Genomic DNA, 17,487 nt, shown 5'->3' with positions numbered 1-17,487 from the left:
AAGACGATCCCCATGACCGAATCCAGCCCGACATCCGCCGCCGCACCCGAGGACACGCGCCTCGGGATCCTCGCGCGGCGCCGCATCGAAGCGGAAATCATCAAGCCGATCTACGAGATCATGAAGCGCGAGTTCGGCACCGAGCGCGCGCAGGCCGTGATCGCGGAAGCCGTGCGCGGCGCGGCCGTCGACGCGGGCCGCACGTTCGCCGCGCAGGAGCCGGACGGCACGAGCGTGAAGTCGTTCATCGCGCTGCAGGTGCTGTGGGAGAAGGACGATGCGCTCGACGTCGAGGTGCGGCGCGCGGACGACACGCATTACGACTACGACGTGCATCGCTGCCGCTACGCGGAGATGTATCACGCGATGGGGCTCGGCGAGATCGGGCACCTGCTCAGCTGCGCGCGCGACAGCTATTTCATCCAGGGTTATGCGCCGGATATCGCGCTCACGCGCACGAGCACGATCATGCAGGGCGGCAAGCGTTGCGATTTCCGCTATGCGCTGCAAGGTTCCGCGGAGCACGGCGATGCGTGAGAACACCATCAACGTACCGCGCGTCGACGGCGACCGCCTGTGGGCGTCGCTCGAGCGGATGGCCCAGATCGGCGCGACGCCGAAGGGCGGCGTCTGCCGCCTCGCGCTGACCGATCTCGATCGCGAGTCGCGCGACCTGTTCGTGCAATGGGCGCGAGAGGCCGGCTGCACGGTGCGCGTCGACAAAATGGGCAACGTGTTCGCGCGCCGCCCCGGCCGGAATCCCGATGCCGCGCCGGTGATGACCGGTTCGCACGCCGATTCGCAGCCGACGGGCGGCAAGTACGACGGCATCTACGGCGTGCTCGGCGGCCTCGAGGTCGTGCGTGCGCTGAACGACGCGGGCATCGAGACCGAGCGCCCGGTCGACGTCGTGATCTGGACCAACGAGGAAGGCTCGCGCTTCGCGCCGGCGATGGTGTCGGCCGGCGTGTTTTCCGGCGTCTATACGCTCGAATACGGGCTGTCGCGTACCGACGGCACGGGCCGGACGATCGGCGACGAGCTCGAGCGGATCGGCTATGCGGGCGCGGCGCCCGTCGGCGGTTATCCGGTGCACGCGGCGTACGAACTGCATATCGAGCAGGGCGCGATTCTCGAACGGGCCGGCAAGACGATCGGCGTCGTGACGGCCGGGCAGGGGCAACGCTGGTACGAAGTGACGTTGACCGGTGTCGACGCGCACGCGGGCACGACGCCGATGGCATTCCGTCGCGATGCGCTGGTCGGCGCCGCACGGATGATCTCGTTTCTCGACGAACTCGGCCGTCGTTACGCGCCGCATGCGCGCGCGACGGTCGGGATGATCGAGGCGCGGCCGAACTCGCGCAATACGGTGCCGGGCGGCTGCTTCTTCACGGTCGAATTCCGCCATCCCGACGATGCGGTACTCGACGAACTGGACGCGGCGCTGCGCGCGGAACTCGCACGCGTGGCGGACGCGTCCGGCCTCGGCGCGCGGATCGAGCAGATCTTCACGTACCCGCCGGTTCCGTTCGCGCCGCGCTGCATCGACGCAGTGCGCGACGCGGCCGAGGCGCTCGGTCTGTCGCACATGGATATCGTGTCCGGCGCGGGCCACGACGCGTGTTATGTCGCGCGCGTCGCGCCGACCGGGATGATCTTCGTGCCGTGCGTCGACGGGCTGAGCCACAACGAGGCCGAAGCGATCACGCCCGAATGGGCGGCGGCGGGCGCCGACGTGCTGTTGCGCGCGGTGCTGCGAAGCGCGCAGGAAGCCTGAGCGTGACGCGCCCGGCCCGGCGGCAGGGTTTCGCCGGCCGGGCAGGCGTTCGTCTGGCGTGACGCCAGCGCGCGCGTTGCGTCAGACCGACCGCGAATGCCGGCCGATGTAGCGGCGCATCACGTGGAACGCCGTATCGGTGCGGCCCGGCATCGTCGTCAACGCACCATCGGCCGCAAACCCGAGCTTTTCGTAGAACCGGTACGCCGCTTCGCGTGCCGTGCACCAGACGAGCGCGGCCCCGCGTTCTTCCGCGTGCCGCACGCAGACCTGCACCAGCACGCGTCCGAATCCCATGCCGCGCACGGCAGGGTGGACGGCCATTCCGCGAAGCCGCCACGCCGGCTGCGCGGGATCGTCGTCGCGCGGTTCCTCGCAGAGCGACGCGACGGCGACGATGCCCGACCGGTCGCGCACGCCGACATGCAGCGTCGTCGGCGCATGGTCGCCGGCCAGCTCGCATGCGTTCAGGTCGCCGTTGAGCAGGATCGTCGCCCTGAGCGGGTACGTCTGCGCGGCGTCGATCGGCGCGATGGTGAACAGCGTGTCGCGTGATGTCATCAACGTCCCCTGGATGATCCGGCTGCCCGTTACTGGCCGGCCTTGCGCTTTGCCCGGTACGCGAGATACGCGACGATCTGGTCGAGTTCCCGGTCGCTCAGCTGGTCGGGCGGAAAGGCCGGCATGCGGCGGCCCGGCCAGTCGCGTACCGACGCCGGGTCGCGGATATAGCGGCGCAGCGCGGCCGGCTGGAAGTAGTCGACCGGATTCATCGGCGTGTTCAGGTCGGGGCCGGCGTGGCTGCTGCCCGCACCGTCGAGCCGGTGGCAGGCGAGGCATTGCGTGACGAACAGCCGCTGGCCCGCGCGGGCCGGATCGTCGGCGGGCAAGGCCGGATCGACGGCCAGCGACGGCCAGCGCGCGAGCGGCGACGATTCGATCGTGACGCGCACGATCTGGTACGGCCACTGCTCGCCGCGCACCGACGACGCATCCGGCCCGAGCCACACGAGGTAGAACGGCCCGGCGCTGACCGGCTTGCCGGGCAGCTTCGGCCACGGATGGGCCGGGTCCTCGATCGCGAGCCACGGGACGGCGCGGGCCGGGGCGTGGGGGCGCACGAGATCCAGCGGCAGTTGCGCGGCGAAGCCGTCGGCCGCGCGCGTTTCGAGCACGCCGTCGGCCGGCAGCGGCGTGTCGCCGAGCAGCGCGGCGAACGGCACCGCGCGGAACGTCATCGGCCGGCCGTACGCGATGTCGCGCGGTACGTGGATGTCCGCCGCATCGGGGCGCGCGAGCAGCGTCTGCCGGGTGAGGGGGCGGGCGGTGCCGTCGGTGTCGAGTTCGAGCGTGGACTGCGCCGACGCGCGTTGTCCGAGCAGGCAAACCGTCAGCAGCACGAGCGAAAACCACTGGCGCTTCAGCATTCGTTCTCCGGGAAAGGACGTTCCGGCGGCAGCAGGAGTCGGGCGCCGCGGGCGATGGAAGGAATCGGGCGACAGTCTATCCGCTACGCGCGGCGCTGGCGAATTCCGCTGAGGAAAGGGGCGCGCGAGGCCGGCCCGCGCTGACGACATGACCGAGGGCCGGACTGTCGTCAATGACTCGAGCAACGCGCTGCGTCGTTCGGCATCGACGTGTCGCGCCCGGGTTCGAAATCGGCTTCGCGCGTGCCCGACGGCGTCAGCGACACGAAATGCATGGCCGACCCGCGGGCCGGGAATCCGGCGATGCCGGTCGAGCCCCACGGAATCGGCGAGCGCTGCACGCCGCTCGCGGAAATCGTCGAGGCCCCGAGCGCCAGTGTCAGCAGCCGCCCGTCGCGGGTCGGCACATACGCATGCGTGCCGGCGACCCCGATGCCGGATTCGCGCACCGATGCGGGCAGGCAGTCGAGCGTCGCCGTGCGGCGACCGTCCGGCGCGATCAGCATCGCGATGCCGCGATCGTCGGCCGTCGTCGTGACGACGATGAAGCGGTCGATCTCCGGCACGTAGGCCGACGAGTACACGTAATACCGGATCCTGTCGTTCAGCGTCCCGAGCATGTCGAGCTTCGCCGTGACGGGATCGAACATCGCGTATTCGAGCGTCGCGTCGGTGCTGCCTTCGATGAATTTCTGCCACACGAGCAGCGCGGTGCGCGGCGAGCCCGCGATCACGGGCCACCATTCGCGGCGGTGCGGCGCGACCGCGACGTGGTTCAGCACGTGTCCGGCCGCGTCGTAGGTCTTCAGGTAGACGCCGTTGCCGGAACCGAGATTGTCGACGCCGCCGCCGTCGACCCAGTCGGCGGAATAGAACACGACGAAGCGTTCGCCGACCGTCGCGACATGCCCCGAATGGCCGCCCGACTCGACGTCGTTCGGGTAGGGCTTGACCGGCTTCAGGTCGCGGCGGTAGATGCCGTAGCGCTGGCTGACCTCCTGCGGCGCCTTCCAGCCGTCCTCGAACGTGACGAAGATGTCGCCGCGCGCGTTTTGCGCGATCGATACCGGTTCCTGCGCCTCGGGGCGGCTGATGAACGTGTGAACGTGCAGCAGGCGCGGCTCGCCGGGGCGCCATTCGCCGACGTACACGTCGTGCGGCCAGCTGCCGCCGCGCAACGCGCCACGCGGCTCGATGCCCGAGCTGCTGAAGAACACCCAGCGCTTGCCGTCGCCGGCGTCGGCCACGCCGATGCCGTGCATGAAGCGGCGCGGGTCGCCGGTGGCCTGCGGCGAGGGCGAAGCCTGCACGGTGACCGTGTGAACGACCGGCGCGGCGGCGACGGCGGCCGGCGGCGCCGCGCCGATGCCGCACGCACCGCAGAGCGCGGCCGCGACGCATCGCGCGGGCGCGGGCACCGGGCGCGGGCGCCGTTTCATTCGACGGTCACCGATTTCGCGAGGTTGCGCGGCTTGTCGACGTCGGCGCCGCGCGCGCAGCCGACGTGATACGCGAGCAGTTGCAGCGGGATCACGTTGACGATCGGCGACAGCAGGTCGCCCGACTCGCGCACGCGGATCAGGTGCGTGTCGCGGTCGGCGTCGATTTCGAGCTGACTGCCCGCCAGCACGTAGAGCCGTCCGCCGCGCGCGCGCACCTCGGCCATGTTGGACTTCAGCTTCTGGAACAGGCGGTCGTCCGGCGCGATCGTGACGACCGGCATCGCGCTCGTGACGAGCGCGAGCGGGCCGTGCTTCAGCTCGCCGGCCGCATACCCTTCCGCGTGGATGTACGACACTTCCTTGGGCTTCAGCGCGCCTTCCAGCGCGATCGGGAAGTGGATGCCGCGCCCGAGGAACAACGCATTCTCGGTGCGCGCGAACTTCGCGGCCCAACCCATGACCTGCGTTTCGAGCGCAAGCGCATGGCCGATGCGGCCGGACAGCGCGCGCAGCTGCTTCAGGTGCATCGCGGCGTGCGCCGCGTCGAGCCGGCCGCGCAGTTGCGCGAGCGTGAGCGTCAGCACGAACAGCGCGACGAGCTGCGTCGTGAACGCTTTCGTCGACGCGACGCCGAGCTCGATGCCGGCCCGCGTGAGGAACCGCAGCGGCGCATTGCGCGCGATCGTGCTGGTCGCGACGTTGCAGATCGCCAGCGACAGTTCCTGGCCCATCGCGCGCGCCTGCTCGATCGCGCCGATCGTGTCGGCCGTTTCGCCGGACTGCGAGATGCCGACCACGAGCGTGCGTGGATCGGCGACCGTGTCGCGGTAGCGGAATTCGCTGGCGATCTCCACCTGCGCGGGAATGCCGGCGATGCTCTCCAGCCAGTATTTCGCGGTCAGTCCGGCGTAGTAGCTGGTGCCGCAACCGAGCAGCAGCACGCTCCTGACGCTCGACAGCCGCGCGAGCGTGCCGTCGGTCGCGTCGAACAGCGCCGGCGAGATCGTGTCGATGCCGTCGAGCGTGCTGTCGATCGCCTTCGGCTGCTCGAAGATTTCCTTCTGCATGAAGTGCTGGTACGGGCCGAGCGCGGCGTCTCCCTCGCGCGCCTTCACCTGGCACAGCGGGCGCCGGGCATCGTGCCCGCCGGAGTCGACCACGGCGATGCGTTCCGGCGTGATCAGCGCGACGTCGCCGTCCTCCAGGTAGACGAAGCGGTCGGTCAGGTCGCCCAGCGCCGCGCAGTCCGACGCGAGGTAGTTCTGCTCGGCGCCGATGCCGATCACGAGCGGCGAGCCGGCGCGCGCGGCGACGAGGCGCTGCGGCTCGTGCGCGCCGAGGACCGCGATCGCGTACGCGCCGTGCAGCCGCTTGACGGCGCGCACGACCGCGTCGAACAGGTCGTCGCGATAGACGCTGTGGATCAGGTGCGCGATCACCTCGGTATCGGTCTGGCCGCGAAACGTGTAGCCGCGCTCCCGCAGCTCCGCGCGCAGCGCGTCGTGGTTCTCGATGATCCCGTTGTGCACGACCGCGATCGTATCGCCGGACATGATCGGATGCGCGTTCATTTCCGACGGCGCGCCGTGCGTCGCCCAGCGCGTATGCGCGATGCAGGTCTGCGCTTCCAGGCCGAGCGTCAGCACGCGCGCCTGCAGGTCCGTCACGCGCCGCAGCGTGCGTTCGCTGCGCAGGCGGCCGTCGTCCTGCACGGCGATGCCGCACGAATCGTAGCCGCGATACTCGAGCCGGCTCAACGCATTGACCAGTTGCGGCACCTGATTGTTCAGGCCGCTTGCTCCGACGATTCCGCACATGATTCACCTCGTCCAGAAGAAGTTGCCGGCCTGCCGGCGATGCATGGCAGCGCGGCGTCTGGAGCGGCGCCGCGCGGCACGGGGGCGTCCGGTGCGCGGCGGCGCGTCTCCGCTGACTTACTCGCGGGGCGGCGGCCCCGCGTGCGCTACCCATTCGATGCCGGAAATCGAACCGTTCGCGTCATGCGACGCGACGAGAATGCGCGTCGTGCGCCGCGCGCCGCGCCGGCGGGCACCGGCCAGCGCGGTGGACGGCACCGAGCGCGCCTTCGCGCTGGCCGAGCGCCGCAGCATCTTCGACACGCGCAGCCGGTGGGCGAGCGGATGCACGACGCGCCCCGCGATCAGCCACGTGACGATCGTGCCCGCGATGAGCGCGATCGAGGTCGCGTAGAACACCATCTGCTCGATCGGCATCTCGGCTTCGTTGAACGGCAGCAGGTAGCGGTACGTATAGATGCAGATCGATGCCCACACGGCTCCGACCAGAGCCGGCCGCACGAGGCGGAACCAGACGACCAGCACGGAGCCGACGACGCGGCCGCGTTCGGTGATCATTTCGCGCGGCGTGCGCAGGGAAAGGTCAATAATCGGCGCGTTTTTCATGTTGAATGCCTCGATCGGGGCTGACCCATACGGCCCGCTTGCCGCGGCCCCGCAGCACGACGGCCGGCAGGGCGACGACGGTGGTGATCATGCTGATCAGCCAGAAAGCAACGGGATACCAGATGGTGTCCAGGAAATACATCAGGAGTTTTTCGTCATACTGACGATCGATCATGCTGCCGACGATCAGCTGCAGGATGCAGGTCGCGACCAGCAGCATCCCGTGCCAGTGCGGCACGACCGATACGTGCCAGCTCGGCGGCAGCGGGTAGACGAGGTTCAGCAGCGCGAGCAGCAGGATGAACGACATCGAATAGGCCCACGCGATGCCGATCAGGTATTCGACGAACAGCGGCCACATCATCATCTGCGTCGGCCGCGCGAGCGTGCCCGCATATTTCATCAGGACCTGGATGCCGCCTTTCGACCAGCGCAGCCGCTGCCGGTAGAGCCCCTTGAGCGTCTCGGGCATCAGGATCCAGCTCAGCGCATGCGGTTCGTACACGACGCGCCAGTCGCGGCACTGCAGCTTCCAGCTGATGTCGATGTCCTCGGTCAGCATGTCCGAGCTCCAGTAGCCGACGTCGGCGAGCGCGGTCTTGCGGAACATCGTGACGACGCCCGACACCGTGAAGATGCGGCCGTACACCTGCTGCGTGCGCTTGATCAGCCCGACGATCGACGAGAATTCGCCGACCTGCATGCGGCCGAGCAGCGACGTGCGCGTGCGGATGCGCGGGTTGCCGGTCACCGCGCCGACGCCCGGGTCGGTCAGGAAGTGCTCGAGCATCCAGCCGATCGCGTCGTGCGCGAGCAGCGAATCGCCGTCGATGCACAGCAGGTATTCGGCGTTCGACACGGCCGCCGCGGTCGTCAGCCCGACCGCCTTGCCTTCGTTGCGCGCGTGGTGGATCACGAGCAGCCGCGGGATCTCGACGGCCAGCGCGTTGAGGATCTCGCCGGTACGATCCCGGCTGCCGTCGTTGACCGCGATGATGTCGTAGTTCGGATACTGCATCCCGTTCAGGTGGCCGATCACGCTGCGTGCGTTCGCGGCTTCGTTGAAGCAGGGCACGACGATCGAGATCTTCGGGATGCCGCTCGCCGCGATCGTCCGGGTCGACAGCGTGCGGCCTTCTTCCAGCAGGAAGTAGTGCACGACGCCGCCGATCATCCACAGATACGACATGAAGAACGGGTAGTAGAAAACGAAATCCTGCAGGCGCGTGATGAGGCTGTGGGTGGTCATGGCGTCTTCGTCCCCTGCGATTGCTGCATCTGCATCAGCGCGTTGATCGAGGTGGGGTCGAGGCGCGACTTCAGCGACATCACGTCGCGCATCGCGTCGAGTTCCGGCTGGCCGTTCAGGAAGTTGTCCGGGTAGTACCCGAAATTCACGGCGCCCTCGCTGCGCAGCCGCCGCATCTGCGTGAGCAGCGTGCTGGCCGGCACGTCCTTGTGCGCGTGCCAGTCGTACGACTGCAGTTCGAACACGGTACGCTGCAGCCCGCGCTGTTTCGCGCGCACGGCTCGCACGAGCTGGTCCAGCCAGCCCTCGGGGTCCTTCGCCTGCTCCATGTACGGCATCGCCATCAGCGCGACGTAGTCGTAGGCGGCGAGGAAGTCGTCGTAGTTCTGCGCATACCACGCTTCCGATTCGGGCTTGAGCACCGGCATCGCGAAGAGGTTGCGCGCGGTCAGCACGTCGCCGACGTTCTGGTGGGCCAGCACGATCTGCTCGAGCTGCCGGGTCAGGTCGATCAGGTAGCGCGACTTCTGGCGCGTCCAGCGCTTCATCAGTTCGGGGTTCTCGCGGATCTTGCCGATATCGGCGGGCAGCCCCCACTGCGCATAGATGCGCAGCGCATGCCGGCCCGCGTCCTCGTAGTCGTCGAGCACGGCGTCGTCGCTGAACAGGATGCCGCTGAATGACGCATGCTTGCTGAGATCCTCGTAGATCTGCTGGATCATCAGCCGCGCGTCCGGATCGAACGGGCTCAGCCGGAACACGCGCGTGCCGTTCTCGCGGGCCGGCGCGCCGCCGTGGGCGCTGACGGCCTCGAGCCCGCGCTGCTTGTCGGCCGGCGGCCGGAACGCGAGCACCGGCATCCACGCGTACACCTGCACGTTGGCACGCGTATTGAGCTGCCACGCGGCGCGCGAGAACAGGTCGGCGCGCATCGGCAGGTGCCGGTTCGGGAAATACACCGATTCGGCCACGCCCGTGCCCTTCGGGTCCGCATAGGCCTGCAGGTACACCGATTTCGGCTGCATCCGGTAGATGCGCTCGATCAGCTTGCCGAGATTGGCTTCCTGCCGCGCGGGATCGGGATCGTAGACCTGGTCGAGATCGACCTGCACGATGCGCTCGGGCACGTCGACGTCGCCGCGGTTGGACGCCGGCTCGCGCATCGAGCGCTCGAACCCGCCGATGTCGACGTCGTACATCATCAGGATCCGTCTCAGCCGGTCCAGCGGCACGTCCGGCGTGTTCGGGCCGGCGTCGAGGCTGAACTGGATGTCCATGCCGAGCGACGTCGAGATCTGGCGCACGGGCTGGTTTTCCGCGCCGTACGGCCATACCATCGAGCGCGCGACGACGCCCGTGTGGTCGCGGATCTGCCGTACGCAGGTCTGCAGGTCGTTGTGCACGCGTGCCGCGAATTCGGCGTCGGTTTCATAGCGTTGCTGATCCTGCAGGTACAGGTGCGACGTGGTCGCCGGCAACTCGTTGCCTTGCGGATTCGCGATCGCGCCATGATGGAGGTTGTGGGTATGGCAGCCGAGTTCGACGAGACGGGACTGGCCGACCTGCTTCACTTCGTCCCACGACATGAAGTAGTCGCGCGGTACCTGGATCTTGTCGCTGATGCGGATCGGCGCATCCGGCGGCGCGTCGATCCATGCGGTGACGATGCCCATCACGGCCGGATACTTGAAGCGCTCGAGCAGCGGCAACACTTTCGTGTAGTGGCTGCGGTAGCCGTCGTCGAACGTGAGCAGCACCGCGCGCGGCGGCAGCGGCGTGCCGCCGTGCCGCGACTCCTCGATCTGCTTGACCGTGATGGTGTGGTAGTTGTTAGTCTGCAGCCACGAGAAGATCGCGGTCAGCGTGCCGGTATCGACCGCGAACGGATCGACCATCGCCGACGGCGACGAAAACGACGCCATCAGGTTGTCGCGCACGTCGTGCATGCAGATCACGCGGAACGTCTTGCCGTCGGCCGGATCGGACGGCGGCAGCAGGTCGATCATCTTGGCGTTCGTCACGCCCGGGAACAACGAACAGGCGGCAAACGTGCCGAGGCATCCGCACATGAAGGTCCGTCTGGTGTGCATGAACGCTCTCCTTGCTAGAACGGCAGGTTGACCGACAGGAAGCCGGTTTCGGAGCGCTCGCGCTGGCCGTCGTACGCATGGCTGCTGACTTCGACGCCGTAGGTCAGCGTGATGTCGTGCTTGAACGTCCACGCGTGCTCGAGGCGCGCGCTCCACAGCGGACTGGTGCCGAAGCCGCGCTCGTTGTACACGCCGCCCGACACCGACACGCGTTGCTGCAGCCCCATGTCGCCCTTCTTCCACAGCGTCAGCTGGTGCATGACGGTCGCCGCGGCCGCGTAGTCGCGGCCGGGGCTGAAGTAGGGCGCGTCCTGGCGCGTGTTGCTGTCCGTGCCGAGGTTCAGCGATACGTTGACGAGCTGGGTCGCGGTCGTGTACACGCGCTGCGTGCCGGTCGCGGAAATCTCCTGGTGCAGGTTCGAATCGCTGTAGCGGCTCACGCCGTAGCTCAGCCTGATCTCGCGGCGGTCGTTCTGGCGATACACGACCTCGACGTTCGCCGAGCGGCCCCAGATGTGCGCGGCATAGGCCTTCCACGGCAGCGAGTTGTCGTTGGTGTCGAGCCCGGCGCCGACCGTCCAGTAGTCGTTCAGCGCGTACGCGATCGTTCCGCGGCCGCCGGTCCGGCCGTCCGCGCCGAACGAGCGCGTGACTTCGCCCTGCACGGTGAGCGGGCCGTGCCGGTAGTCGCCGCCGACACCGGTGCGCGTGCGGCTGACGTTGCCGCCGTCGGTTTGCGCATGACCGAAGAAGGTGTGCGAGAAGACGCGCCAGTTGTCGCCGAACGGTTGCGAATACACATAACTGTCCGACGTGAAGCTGTTGTCGGCCAGCGCGCTGTTGCCGTGCTCGAAGCTCAGGTCGGTCGTGAACACGGGGCTGCGATAGGCCTTGTAGTCGCGCTTGAAGCCGCGCACGGCGCCGCTGTCCGGGAACGTGTCGCCCAGGGTCTGGTCGACGGTCTTCGCGGTCGCGTAGTCGTCCGCCGTGAGCGACGCGCGGCCGAGGCCGGCAAGCATCTCGACGCTGTCCGGGTGATCGGTCAGCGACGCGCGATACATCGAGATCGCCTGGCGCGGGTGCGACTGGCCCGACACCGCGTCGGCGTGCGCGGCACGGATCTCCGCGTTGAACGGCACCTGCTTCTCGAGCTGTTCGAGCGCGGCGATCCCTTCGTCGGCATGGCCCGTGAAGATCAGGTATTGCGCGCGCAGCCGGTAGTAGCGCAGGTAGTCGCCTTCCTCGGGGCCGACGCTGCGCACCTCCTTGACGGGCGGCAGCGACTTGCCCATCTCGTCGAGTACCTGCTTCGCTTGCGCCGCGCGCCCCTGGTCGACGTACGACCAGAACACGCCTTCGCGCAGTTCGATCTCGCGCGTGCGCACGCCGTACTGGAAGCCGCGGGTCGCGCGGTCGGTCGGCGACGCGGACGCCTGCTTCAGCGCGCGCAGGTAGACGACGTTCGCCTTGGCCGGTTCGCTCAGGTACAGGTAGGCGTCGCCGACGGCCGCCAGCGCGTCGATCGAGATTTCCGCGCTGGACGGAATCGTCTCGAACGTCGCGACGGCCGTCTTCATGTCGCCGCGTGCCGCGTAGGCGACCGTGCGGTCGCCCGCGAGCGCCGTCCTGACCGGCGTGTATTCCGGCGTGGCCGGCATCCGCTTGTCGAGGTCGTCGGCCGCGCGCAGCGCGTTGTCGAGGCCGTCGAAGCGGTCCGAACTCGTCATCGAACGCGACTTGTCGCGGCCGCCGCGCACTTGCTGGCGAATCGACAGTTCTTCCAGTTGCGCGATGTCGACGGCGGAGAACGCATCGGGCCGGGCTTTCGCTTCGTCGAGCGCCTTGATCGCGCCGCCGCTCGCCGCGAGGCCGAACACGTCGTTGCGTACCGTCGCGGCATCGGCGGTGCGGAGATTCGGCGCCTGCGCGTTCGGTGTTTCGACGTCGGGGCCCTGGGATCGCTGGATCGGTTCGCCAGGGAGTTGGGCGCCGGGCGTCGGTGCGTTCGGCGTCTGGGACGGCGGCGGTTGCGAGCCGGGCGTCTGCGGGACGGGGGTGGGGGCGTTCGGCATCGGGGTGCCGGATGCCTGAGCGGTCAGCGTCGGCGTGGTGGCCGATGAGGTGGTTGTGGTCGGTGCGGCCCGCGGCGAGGCGCCCGACGTGGGCGCGATCGGTGCGGCCGTATTCGCCCGAGCGGTGTCGGATGCCTGCGCAAGCTGCATCGGGGCATGCGACGTTTGCGCGTGCGGTGCCGACGTATTCGGAAACGCGGTGCCGGACGCCTGCGCAAGCCGCATCGGCGCGTGCGACGTCTGCGCGACCGAGGCCTGCGTATCGGCCGATGCCGCGCCAGGCCCCCGGTCAGCCGGCTGCGGCGCGTCCGGGTCCACCACGACCGTGGTCGGCTGGGCCGGCTTCGGTGCCTGCGCGATCTGCATCGACGCATCCGATGCCTGTGCGATCGGTGTCGGCGCATGAGGGGGCAGCGAGTCCGAATCCTGGGCGATCTGCACTGATGTCACGCTCGTTTGCCGATCGGGCGCAAGCGCATCCGGCGCGGATCTGGCGATTTCCCTCGCGCCGCCTTCCGCGTCGCCTTCGGCGGAAAAGCACGGGCCGGACGCGACGAGCAGCAGCACCAGCGGCGCACGCAGGAGGATCCGCCGGTTGGACGGGGCGACGGTGGTGCAGGGTTGTTTCCGAGGGTTGTCCACGGTGTCTCCTCACTCTGAAACGATCACGTCGATTGCACGCCCGACGACGCTTGCCGCCGGCCGTCGCTCCGCCGGCCGTCGCTCCGCCGGGCGGCGCGGCCAGGCGGCATCCGACCGGCTCACAGTCGATTGCGGATCGCTTGTCCCAGCAACGCGCGCGATTCGCTGTTCGTCGGGTCGATCGCAAGCGCACGGCTCGCGTTTTGCTCCACGCAGTTCCACTCGTCGATCACCGCGCACGAGCGGGCCCTTGCCAGCGCACGTGCGCCTTCAAGCGCCTCGTGCGTGACGCTTGCCGTCTGCATGCGCGCCGCGTCGGTACCGTACGGCGGCGCCTTCGGCGTGAAATCCAGGCGCCTTCGCGTGCCTGCCAGCGTCTGGGTGCGCGGTGCGCGACGTTCGTCAGTCGAGCGTGCGGCGGCGCGGCCGTGGGCCGGCGCGCCACGCGTATTGGCGGCCAGTGTCACGGGCGGCGAATGGGACGACTGCCGGTGTCGGGCGGCGGTGCCGGGCCGGACCCGCGACGCGGCGTGCGGTTCGACCGCGAGCGTGACCGGGGGCGCGGTCGATACTTCGCGCGGCGTCGATGCGGACGGCGCGGGAGCCGGCCCCGGCGGCGCGGCTTGTCGCGCAATCGTCGGTGCGGGCGCGGCGGAGGCCGGAGGGCCTGACGTGCCGCTCGCGCGGGTGGTCGCGGCCACGATGGATTGGCGGTACTTGCCGACCGCGGTGCCGATTGCGCCGGCGATGTCGTGCGTCACGCTCGCATGGCCGACGGTCTTGTCCCGCTCGGTATACGCGAAGAGGCCGAAGATCGCGGCGAACGCGACGAAGCTGAGCGCCGCGTTCTTTCCAGGACCCCAGGAGGGTTTCGGCGGGCGGGCGGACGAGCCGTCGGGTCGTTCTGCACGAGTCATTCGAAGCTCCTCGATTCGATGCGTTGCGGTGGATGACGCGATCGGGATGGGGTCAGGCGGCGTTCACCATCGCAACTGCGTGGTGAGCGTGCCCGTTTCGACGATCGCGAACTGGGTCGCTCCCTGATAGGTCCCTTCGACCCGGTAGCTGGCGTCCGGCACGCTGAACAGGCAGCGCGATCCCGCGGCGTTGAATTCGACGAGCACGCGGCCATGTCGCCGCAGGCGGACCTGGACGTTGGCGAGCGGTTGTCCGGTGCGGCCGGAAGCAAACGACACGCCCAGGTTGTATGGCCGGCCGTCGGGAGGAAGCGGTGCCGTCCCGTCGATGCGTGCGTCGCCGCAGATATACGAAATCACGTAGCGGCCGGCATCCGGACCGGACGCCGGCGCCTCGGCCATCGCGTTCACGCAGAGCGAGGAAAGGAAGAGGCTGAGGAAAGGGCGAGCAGGCAGTCGAAACGAAGAAGACATTGCAACCTCCCGTCCGGAATCAATGGCGAGCATTTATTCCGAGTCAGATTTGGCAGCGTTCTTTTTGCGACACGCTATTGATACACGATGGCTTTTGAATCAACAACCGCGTGTGGCTGGAATGGGACGAAGGGAAATATCCTATTTAAATAGGATAACGATGGATTCGTCTGATTCGTTTAATGCTGAAGAAAGTCGATATTGCCGAATATGATTATTGCTGGTCGGTAGCGATGATCGAGCACGCATTGAGTCACGTCGGAGGTATCGACGTTCGTGCCGAAAAGTAACGACTGATAAAAGGAATTCTTGCGGCTGTGTTCGACGCGAAACAATGAAGGTCAGGATACAGGTCGTGCGTCGTGAAAAGAGGGTGCGACGTTTTTGTTATTTTGGGTTGTTGCAGGTAAATGGAAACTTTTATTTTGTTCTGTAACAGGGTATTTCCGTCCGTAAAATCGGTCTTAATATTCTGAAGTAATGCCGTGCCAGTAAAAAATACGATATTGAATGCAAACGTTTGCGTTTCGTCTGATATCGATTGCAGATCGGGCACAGGGATTTCACGGGCTTCGGCGGGCTTGGCGATTGCTGGCTGGAGAAAGCGCATTCGCACCGTGAACCCGCACGGCGCGAATGCAGGAATCAGCGGCTGCCGCCGGCGAGTCGCCGTGCGGTGCGCATCGCCGGCGCGGCGGCCTGTTCGGCATCGAGCGCGCCTTCGACCGCCGCGCGCGGCCGGTTCATGATGTAGGTCCACAACCGCTCGGCCGCGAGCCCGCGCTTGCGCGCCGATCGATACAGGCGGATCTCGAGTTCGGTGATCCAGTCTCCCGAGCCCGCGCATACGAGCGTGCCGTCGGCGAGCTCCTTCGCGACGCAGCTTTCCGGCAGCCAGCCGATGCCGTGCCCGGCCACGACCATGCCTTTCAACGCCTCGGACATGTGCGTCTCGAAGCATCGGTGCACCGCATACGGCTCGGTTGCGTTCAGCAGCAGCATCTCGACGATGTTGCCGAGAAACGCCCCCGACGAATACGCGAGCAGCGGGAGCGGGGCGTCCGGCGTGCCGGGCAGCTGAAACACCGGCTTGCCGCGCGCGTCGGGCGTCGACACCGGCAGGATTCGTTCGATGCCGAGGCTGACGAACGGGAAGTGGTTCGGATCGAGCACGATCGGCAGCTGCGGATGGTGATAGCCGAGCAGCAGGTCGCATTCGCCTTCGACCAGCTGCTGCACGCCTTCCGGCACGTTGACCGCGTTGACGCGGGCGGTCACGTGGCCGACTTCGCCATGGAGCTGCTTGAGCCATTCGGGGAACAGCGTGAACACGAGCGTATGCGCGACGGCGAACCGCACGACCTGGTCGCTGGCCGCGAACTGGTCATAGCCGTTCACGAGATTGCGCGCCGCATACATGCTGCGCAGGATGTCCGCGGCAAGCCCGCGAAACATCTGGCCGGCCGGCGTCAACGCAACCGGATTGATGCTCCGGTCGACCAGCTTCGCGTCCATCCACGTTTCGAGGGCGGCGATTCGTCTGCTGAATGCCGATTGCGTCAGGTGCCGATGACGTGCGGCCCGGGAAAAGCTCTTGGTATCCGCCAGGCTCAGGAAATCTTCCAGCCACTTTGCTTCCATTTCGATCTTCGCTTTTTATAGTCGGGCGCCTGAAAGGCGACAGCATCGCTGCGCCGCGCCAGTTTTCTAGCGTACCGCGCCTCGCGGGGGCGGTCCGATGTTTTTTTTCGATCGGTGTCAGTCGAAATATGCATGAGCGTTGTCGGCGGGATTACGGCTACATAGCGTTGAGGTGCCGGACCCGGCTAACCGGATAGTTCACCGCGTCGAACGCCCGGCGTGCCGCAGACGGTACTTCCCCAGGGTCGGTTGCGCCGTGTGCGTGCCGGCCCGCCTCCCTTGCCGCGATCCGGTGCCCGGTCGCGCCATTTTTTTGTGCAGTGCAGATTGCACATTCGTGACACGCGGGGGAACTATGTTTGCAGGACGCGGCGCAGCATCGGCCGTGCGCGCTCGCGGCGCATGCGGGCGCCCGCCGCGCCGGGTGATGCACCGTTATGGTGCGCGATGCCGTGCGGGCGTGCCCGGCGCGGCGCAAAAACGGGGGGATATCGGGGGGTAGCGCAAGGCACGTTCCTTGCAAAGCATTCATTACGCCGGTCCGGCATGCGCAATGCCGGGGAAAACGATCGATGGAGAAAAGATCGATGAAGCCATTCGATGAAATGCTGCAATCCGGCGACATGGTAAGGGCGCCCTACGCGCGCCTGAAGCAATGGCTCGACACGCAGAATCCCGCGAGCCTCGCCCAGAAAGCCCACGACGCGGAAGGCGTGTTCCGCAAGACGGGCATCACGTTCGCCGTCTACGGCGACGCGGAGGCCGCCGAGCGGCTGATTCCGTTCGACATCGTCCCGCGCATCATCTCGGGCGCCGAATGGAGCCGCCTCTCGCTCGGCATCGAGCAGCGCGTGATGGCGCTGAACGCCTTCCTCGACGACATCTACCACCGCCAGGAAATCGTGCGCGCGGGCATCGTGCCCAAGCACCTGATCGCGCACAACGAGGCGTTCATCCCGGAGATGATCGACTTCCGGCCGCCCGGCAACGTGTACACGCACATCATCGGCGTCGACATCGTGCGCACCGCCGAGAACCAGTTCTACGTGCTGGAGGACAATGCGCGCACGCCCTCCGGCGTGTCCTACATGCTGGAAAACCGCGAGACCATGATGCAGCTCTTCCCGGAGCTGTTCCAGCAGGTGAAGGTGCGCCCGGTCGAGACCTATCCGCAGATGCTGCGCCAGTCGCTGGCCGCGGTGTGCCCGCCGGGCGGCAACGCCGACAACCCGACCGTCGCCGTGCTCACGCCCGGCATCCACAATTCCGCGTACTACGAACACTCGTTCCTCGCCGACCAGATGGGCGTGCACCTCGTCGAGGGCAGCGA

The 17,487-nt window shown here is 67.7% G+C and carries 14 protein-coding genes; 3 read left to right on the top strand and 11 right to left on the bottom strand.

The features are described from left to right. The first annotated feature begins 12 nt into the window (after positions 1-12). Together HWX00_RS29220 and HWX00_RS29215 are read left to right on the top strand one after the other, a co-directional pair. Positions 13-537 (top strand): L-2-amino-thiazoline-4-carboxylic acid hydrolase, encoded by a 525-nt coding sequence (locus tag HWX00_RS29220; protein WP_034185941.1) that lies wholly within the window; start codon positions 13-15, stop codon positions 535-537. Further along, on the top strand, positions 530-1,780 hold the full coding sequence (locus HWX00_RS29215; protein ID WP_175027879.1) for a Zn-dependent hydrolase: 1,251 nt from the start codon (positions 530-532) through the stop codon (positions 1,778-1,780). Before HWX00_RS29220 ends, HWX00_RS29215 begins: the two co-directional genes overlap by 8 nt. Before the next feature lie 81 nt (positions 1,781-1,861). Here HWX00_RS29215 and HWX00_RS29210 read toward each other — a convergent pair whose 3' ends face one another. The 11 genes from HWX00_RS29210 to HWX00_RS29160 all read right to left on the bottom strand — a co-directional run bounded on the left by HWX00_RS29210 (position 1,862) and on the right by HWX00_RS29160 (position 16,157). Further along, the gene (locus tag HWX00_RS29210; protein ID WP_175027878.1) at positions 1,862-2,341 is read right to left on the bottom strand and encodes a GNAT family N-acetyltransferase; all 480 of its coding nucleotides are present in this window, start codon (positions 2,339-2,341) and stop codon (positions 1,862-1,864) included. A gap of 29 nt (positions 2,342-2,370) precedes the next feature. After that, a complete protein-coding gene (locus tag HWX00_RS29205) occupies positions 2,371-3,207 on the bottom strand; it encodes a c-type cytochrome (protein ID WP_175027877.1) in 837 nt (278 codons plus the stop codon). A gap of 170 nt (positions 3,208-3,377) precedes the next feature. Further along, positions 3,378-4,646: a hypothetical protein gene (locus tag HWX00_RS29200; protein WP_175027876.1), complete on the bottom strand. Its 1,269-nt coding sequence runs from the start codon at positions 4,644-4,646 to the stop codon at positions 3,378-3,380. Continuing rightward, positions 4,643-6,466, bottom strand: coding sequence for a glutamine--fructose-6-phosphate transaminase (isomerizing) (gene glmS, locus HWX00_RS29195; protein ID WP_175027875.1), 1,824 nt, complete (start codon positions 6,464-6,466; stop codon positions 4,643-4,645). Before glmS ends, HWX00_RS29200 begins: the two co-directional genes overlap by 4 nt. A gap of 117 nt (positions 6,467-6,583) precedes the next feature. Further along, the gene (locus HWX00_RS29190) at positions 6,584-7,072 is read right to left on the bottom strand and encodes a hypothetical protein (protein WP_034185946.1); all 489 of its coding nucleotides are present in this window, start codon (positions 7,070-7,072) and stop codon (positions 6,584-6,586) included. Beyond that, positions 7,050-8,321, bottom strand: a complete 1,272-nt coding sequence (gene pgaC / locus HWX00_RS29185) for a poly-beta-1,6-N-acetyl-D-glucosamine synthase (RefSeq protein WP_124668986.1) — start codon at positions 8,319-8,321, stop codon at positions 7,050-7,052. Before pgaC ends, HWX00_RS29190 begins: the two co-directional genes overlap by 23 nt. Next, positions 8,318-10,411, bottom strand: coding sequence for a poly-beta-1,6-N-acetyl-D-glucosamine N-deacetylase PgaB (pgaB, locus tag HWX00_RS29180; RefSeq protein WP_175027874.1), 2,094 nt, complete (start codon positions 10,409-10,411; stop codon positions 8,318-8,320). Before pgaB ends, pgaC begins: the two co-directional genes overlap by 4 nt. Before the next feature lie 14 nt (positions 10,412-10,425). Continuing rightward, entirely contained in the window at positions 10,426-13,125 is a 2,700-nt protein-coding gene (gene pgaA, locus HWX00_RS29175; protein WP_175027873.1) for a poly-beta-1,6 N-acetyl-D-glucosamine export porin PgaA, read from the bottom strand. A gap of 119 nt (positions 13,126-13,244) precedes the next feature. Beyond that, positions 13,245-14,042, bottom strand: a complete 798-nt coding sequence (locus tag HWX00_RS29170; protein ID WP_175027872.1) for a hypothetical protein — start codon at positions 14,040-14,042, stop codon at positions 13,245-13,247. 63 nt (positions 14,043-14,105) lie between these two features. Further along, on the bottom strand, positions 14,106-14,516 hold the full coding sequence (locus HWX00_RS29165; RefSeq protein ID WP_175027909.1) for a hypothetical protein: 411 nt from the start codon (positions 14,514-14,516) through the stop codon (positions 14,106-14,108). A 645-nt stretch (positions 14,517-15,161) separates the two neighbouring features. Then, a complete protein-coding gene (locus HWX00_RS29160; RefSeq protein ID WP_175027871.1) occupies positions 15,162-16,157 on the bottom strand; it encodes a LysR substrate-binding domain-containing protein in 996 nt (331 codons plus the stop codon). A 587-nt stretch (positions 16,158-16,744) separates the two neighbouring features. On the opposite strand from HWX00_RS29160, the gene HWX00_RS29155 reads away from it, so the two are divergent. Continuing rightward, positions 16,745-17,487, top strand: a 743-nt coding sequence (locus HWX00_RS29155) for a circularly permuted type 2 ATP-grasp protein (RefSeq protein WP_175868166.1), incomplete at its 3' end; no start/stop codon positions are given.

The sequence above is a fragment of the Burkholderia seminalis DSM 23518 genome, assembly GCF_902832885.1.
GTDB lineage: Bacteria > Pseudomonadota > Gammaproteobacteria > Burkholderiales > Burkholderiaceae > Burkholderia > Burkholderia seminalis.
The sequence above is the reverse complement of the archived record's forward strand: the minus strand, read 5'-3'. Positions and strand labels throughout refer to the sequence as shown.

What these genes read in the sequence shown, in the direction of transcription:
- HWX00_RS29220 (WP_034185941.1), top strand. Translation starts at nt 13, where the DNA reads ATGACCGAATCCAGCCCGACATCCGCCGCCGCACCCGAGGACACGCGC.
- HWX00_RS29215 (WP_175027879.1), top strand. Translation starts at nt 530, where the DNA reads ATGCGTGAGAACACCATCAACGTACCGCGCGTCGACGGCGACCGCCTG.
- HWX00_RS29210 (WP_175027878.1), bottom strand. Translation starts at nt 2,341, where the DNA reads ATGACATCACGCGACACGCTGTTCACCATCGCGCCGATCGACGCCGCG.
- HWX00_RS29205 (WP_175027877.1), bottom strand. Translation starts at nt 3,207, where the DNA reads ATGCTGAAGCGCCAGTGGTTTTCGCTCGTGCTGCTGACGGTTTGCCTG.
- HWX00_RS29200 (WP_175027876.1), bottom strand. Translation starts at nt 4,646, where the DNA reads ATGAAACGGCGCCCGCGCCCGGTGCCCGCGCCCGCGCGATGCGTCGCG.
- glmS (WP_175027875.1), bottom strand. Translation starts at nt 6,466, where the DNA reads ATGTGCGGAATCGTCGGAGCAAGCGGCCTGAACAATCAGGTGCCGCAA.
- HWX00_RS29190 (WP_034185946.1), bottom strand. Translation starts at nt 7,072, where the DNA reads ATGAAAAACGCGCCGATTATTGACCTTTCCCTGCGCACGCCGCGCGAA.
- pgaC (WP_124668986.1), bottom strand. Translation starts at nt 8,321, where the DNA reads ATGACCACCCACAGCCTCATCACGCGCCTGCAGGATTTCGTTTTCTAC.
- pgaB (WP_175027874.1), bottom strand. Translation starts at nt 10,411, where the DNA reads ATGCACACCAGACGGACCTTCATGTGCGGATGCCTCGGCACGTTTGCC.
- HWX00_RS29170 (WP_175027872.1), bottom strand. Translation starts at nt 14,042, where the DNA reads ATGACTCGTGCAGAACGACCCGACGGCTCGTCCGCCCGCCCGCCGAAA.
- HWX00_RS29165 (WP_175027909.1), bottom strand. Translation starts at nt 14,516, where the DNA reads ATGTCTTCTTCGTTTCGACTGCCTGCTCGCCCTTTCCTCAGCCTCTTC.
- HWX00_RS29160 (WP_175027871.1), bottom strand. Translation starts at nt 16,157, where the DNA reads ATGGAAGCAAAGTGGCTGGAAGATTTCCTGAGCCTGGCGGATACCAAG.